This is a genomic window from Candidatus Benthicola sp. (genome assembly GCF_058719085.1).
This window is the reverse complement of the sequence record NZ_JBZQEK010000048.1, coordinates 1-4,647: the sequence shown is the minus strand read 5'-3', so window position 1 is coordinate 4,647 and position 4,647 is coordinate 1. Positions and strand designations below refer to the sequence as shown.

The window sequence follows — 4,647 nt, the reverse complement described above, 5'->3', positions numbered from 1 at the left end:
TACCTCACGTCGCTCCAGTTCGATTTCGTCACCACGGATTCGCCGGACGGCGTCGGGGCGACGTGGACGTTCCTGAAGGCGGGCGCGGACACGATCCAGGTGATCGAGGAGTTCATGACCCCGCTCACGACGGACCAGATGAGCGCCCTCGGGATGGTCGCTCCGTAAGGTCGATATCCAGCTGGATCGGCTCGATCCACAAGACGGGAGGGGCGGCCACATGGCTGCCCCTCCCGCTGTTCATCCGACCGGCTGCGTCCCCCCTCTGCGCCTGCCTCCCCTCACACCCAGAGAGGGACGACCTCGAAGCGCCCGACATCCACGAGGCCGAGGTCGGTGATCTTCAGCGCGGGGATCACGGGGAGCGCGAGGAAGGAGAGGCTCATGAACGCATCGTCCAGGGTGCCGCCGAGCGAGTGATACGCCTCGTGCAGCCGGTCGAGGGCCGTGCGGACCTCCGTCAACGGCAGGTCACTCATCAGTCCGGCAATCGGAAGAGCGAGCGAAGCGAGCACTTCGTGGCCCGAGGTGACCACGAGACCGCCGTCGAGGCGAGCCACCTCACGGACGGCGGTGACCATCGATTCGTCATCGAGACCCGCAACGACGAGGTTGTGCGAGTCGTGCCCGACGGAGCTCGCGAGGGCGCCCCTCCGCATCCCGAGTCCGTGCACGAAGCCGAGCCCTACCGAGCCGCGGCGCCCGTGCCGCTCGATGACGGCGATCTTGGCCAAATCACGATCGGGATCCGCCACGGCCTCACCATCACGGATGGTTGCCGCCACGGTTCGCTCTCCCGTCACGATCTGGCCCGGTATGATCTCGATCACCCGGAGGCTCTCGCCCGCGGCCGGAATGGCGAGATCCGGCGGTTGATCCGGGTTGAGATGTACGCTGGGCGGCAGGGTGGAGGGCGCCGCCGGCAGGTCGACCACGAGCTCGCCGTCCCGGGCCACCGGCTCTCCGTCCACGAACACGCTCTGCACGGCGACGGACTCGAGATCCTCGAGCACGAGGAGGTCGGCCCGCCAGCCCGGGGCGATCGCCCCGAGTCCGATCCGGTCCAGCCCGAACCACTCGGCCGTGTTGATGGATGCCATGCGCCACGCGGTGACCGGGTCCAGTCCCAGCGAGATCGCCCTGCGCACACTGTGATCGATGTGCCCTTCGGTGAGGAGGTCGGAGGGATGACGATCGTCGGTCACGAACGAACACCGCCGCTCCGTCCTCGAATCCACGAGGGGAAGCAGGGCTTCCAGGTTTCGAGCGGTGCTGGCCTCCCGGATCATGATTCGGAAGCCCCGCCGGAGCTTCTCCCTCGCCTCGTCGAGGGTGGTGCATTCGTGATCGCTTCCGGGTCCACCCACCGCGTACGCGTTCAGGGCTCTTCCTGCGAGGCCCGGAGAGTGACCGTCGATCGTGGCCCCGCGCGCGCGAGCTGCCCTGAGCTTCGCGAGCACGCCCGGGTCGCCATACACCACCCCGGGGAAGTTCATCATCTCGGCCAGGCCGATCACGCCGTCTTCGTCGAGGAGGGCCGAGATCTCCTCCACCCCGAGTTCGGCCCCTGCCGTTTCCATGTGTGTGGCCGGAACGCAGGAAGAGGCCATCACGAAGGCCCGGAGCGGGAGGCCGCGACGGGACTCGAGGATGTAGCGTATACCATCCACCCCGTGAACGTTCGCGATCTCATGCGGATCGAGTACGACGGCCGTCGTGCCCCGCGGAAGAACGGCCCGGGCGAACTCGGGCAGCGTGACGAGGCTGCTCTCGACGTGCATGTGACCGTCCACGAATCCCGGCGCGACCCACCGGTCGTGGCAGTCCACCTCGCGCGCCCCCGCGTAGCCTTCCCCGACGCCGATGACTCGACCGTCGAAGACCGCCACGTCCGCCTCGTAGATGTCTCCGGACAGAACGTCCAGCAGACGGCCGCCGCGGAGAATCAGGTCCGCCTCCACCTCACCCCGTGCAGCAGCAATTAGGTCTTCGAGAGCGTGCATCGGAGGATCTCCCGGTGTCGTGTGAGGGTGATTCGCCGAGGCGGCCGGCCATGCATTCGCAGTCATGACAGGGAGCCGCCGGGGTCCGAGTGCGCCATTGTGTCCGGCCGTCGTCGAGGACGGTCCCGCCACTTTGTCCCAAATGGTACAAGCCGCCTGGCCCCGGGGAAATGCCGCCGTGGATCCGACGCGGCGATAGAATCCGGGGATCGAGATACGGACGGCTGGGAACCCTTTTGGGAGCAAGGTGTTACACTCACCGTCCACCGGCTCGGTTCGCCGGGAGATCTGGCGAGCCGGCGGTGCGCGCCGGCGGTGCGAATCCGGTGTCCGTTGGTCCCGGAATTGCACGCATTCGACGTGCTGGACCACTGTTGGGAATCGATGCTGGCGCCTCCAGTTCGGAGAGACCCGACCCTCCCTCGGGAATCCAGCCGACGCAGCAGCGCTTCCAAACCTTCCCTCGGGCGGTCAGACGTCCGAGTCACTGCAAAGGGGGGACCCGAATACGTCCCCAGGAGAAGTTCCGATGCCAGAATCAGCCACTGCGCCCGCAGGCAAAGAAACCACAGGAGACCAAGCGATGCCCGACACCCTGACCGTTCGTGACAACCGTACTGAGAAGGACTACCCGCTCGAGGTGATGTACGGTACCTATCCGGAGTACGGCGCGGCGGTCCCGGCAAAGGACCTTCGAAAGGTCAAGGCCACCGACACCGACTTCGGCATGCTCTCGTACGACCCGGGCTTTACGAACACGGCTTCGTGCAAGAGCGCGGTCACCTTCATCGACGGGGAGAAGGGGATCCTCCGCTACCGCGGATATCCGATCGAGCAGCTCGCCGAGAAGAGCAGCTACCTCGAAGTCGCGTACCTCAGCCTGTTCGGTGAGCTGCCGACGAAAGAAGAGTTCGATCGCTGGGTCTACGAGGTCACGCACCACACTTTCGTTCACGAGAACCTGAAGCAGCTGATGGCTGCGTTCCGTCACGACGCGCACCCGATGGGCATGTTCGTGAGCTCGGTGGCTGCGCTCTCGACGTTCTACCCCGAGGCGCGTGCGGTGAGGGATCCCGAGGTCCGCCTGAAGCAGATCCACCGCCTGGTCGCCAAGGTCGCCACGATCGCGGCGTTCGCGTATCGGCACAGCCGCGGCCTGCCGTACGTCTACCCGGACAACGACCTGAGCTACACGGGCAACTTCCTGAACATGATGTACAAGACGACCGAGCTGAAGTACGAGCCCAACCCGATTCTGGAGAAGGCGCTCGACGTCCTGTTCATCCTGCACGTCGATCACGAGCAGAACTGCAGCGCCAATGCCATGCGCGCGGTGGGGAGCTCGGAGTCGGATCCGAACTGCGCCCTCGCGGCGGCGGCCGCCGCCCTCTACGGCCCGCTTCACGGCGGGGCGAACGAGATGGTGCTGCGCATGCTCCGCGAGATCGGCAAGATGGAGAACATCCCTGGGTACATCGAGCGGGTGAAGGCCGGCGACTTCCGGCTGATGGGCTTCGGTCACCGCGTGTACAAGAACTACGATCCGCGTGCCCGGATCCTGCGGGAGATGGCGCCGGAGGTGTTCAAGATCACCGGCACCAACCCGATGCTCGACATCGCCATCGAGCTGGAGAAGATCGCGCTCGAGGACGAGTACTTCGTGAAGCGGAATCTGTACCCGAACGTGGACTTCTACTCGGGTATCATCTACCAGGCCCTCGGTTTCCCGGTGGCCATGTTCCCGGTCCTGTTCGCCATTCCGCGTACGGCCGGCTGGCTGGCCCAGTGGCAGGAGATGCTGGAGGATCCCGACCAGCGGATCGCCCGTCCACGCCAGGTTTACATCGGATACGACGACCGGGACTACGTGCCCTTCGCCGACCGCTGATCGCCCGGCGCTGATCCAGGACCTCTTCCGGGGCGGGCCGCCGAGTGCGGTCCGCCCCGCCCTTCATCCGCAATCGGTCCCCGGATCTTTCTATTCTGTGTCGCTATCGACCTCTTCCCCCGTCCGTCGGGGTTCGCAACGTCACGTACCGGGTCAGATCGTCACGCCGGTGGTGACCAACCCGGTCTGCGTTCCGCCGGGTCACTGCGGTAAATAGCTACAAAATATGCCCTTAGACCGTATCTGGCGGTCGGGCGATACAGGAGAGTCGGGTACGCACCTTGCCATCTCGGTGGCTGACCGGAACGACTTGTCTGCACCTGGAGGCTCTCCATGACCGCCGTGACCCGTCCGTTCGGAATCGCCCTGCTGGTGTTGCTCGCGTGGCTTCCTCTCTCGTCCCCGCTCCTCGCGGACACCTCGGGACGAACGAGCCTCGCCGAGGGCTCCTTTGAAATTCCCGCCTTCGCCCGGAAGTACAATTTCAGCTGCAGCGTATGCCACGCTCCCATTCCCCGGCTGACGGAATTCGGTGAGGAGTTCGCGGGCAACGGCTTCCAGCTGGTGGAGGACGAACAGCCGCGCGACACGATCGAGACCGGGGATCCGCTGCTTCGCCTCGTGAAGGACGTGCCGCTCGCCCTCCGTTTCGACGGTTACGCCCAGGCGAACACGAAAGCGGAAGGTGAACTGGTATCGAACGACCTGTCCTTTCCATACGGGATCAAGCTGCTGTCGGGAGGGCCGATCGCGAAG

General features: G+C 65.5%; 2 protein-coding genes and 1 pseudogene. 2 read left to right on the top strand and 1 reads right to left on the bottom strand.

Features of this window, described 5'->3' with window-relative positions; genetic code table 11:
* Positions 1–281: 281 nt before the first annotated feature.
* Complete coding sequence (gene ade / locus AC36XV_RS03470; protein ID WP_492202281.1) at positions 282–2,003, bottom strand: adenine deaminase; 1,722 nt, start codon at positions 2,001–2,003, stop codon at positions 282–284.
* A gap of 583 nt (positions 2,004–2,586) precedes the next feature.
* Between ade and AC36XV_RS03465 the strand changes: the two genes are divergently transcribed.
* Together AC36XV_RS03465 and AC36XV_RS03460 are read left to right on the top strand one after the other, a co-directional pair.
* Positions 2,587–3,891: a citrate synthase gene (locus AC36XV_RS03465; protein WP_492202280.1), complete on the top strand. Its 1,305-nt coding sequence runs from the start codon at positions 2,587–2,589 to the stop codon at positions 3,889–3,891.
* A gap of 333 nt (positions 3,892–4,224) precedes the next feature.
* A pseudogene (locus AC36XV_RS03460) lies at positions 4,225–4,647 on the top strand (hypothetical protein); the annotation flags it as partial.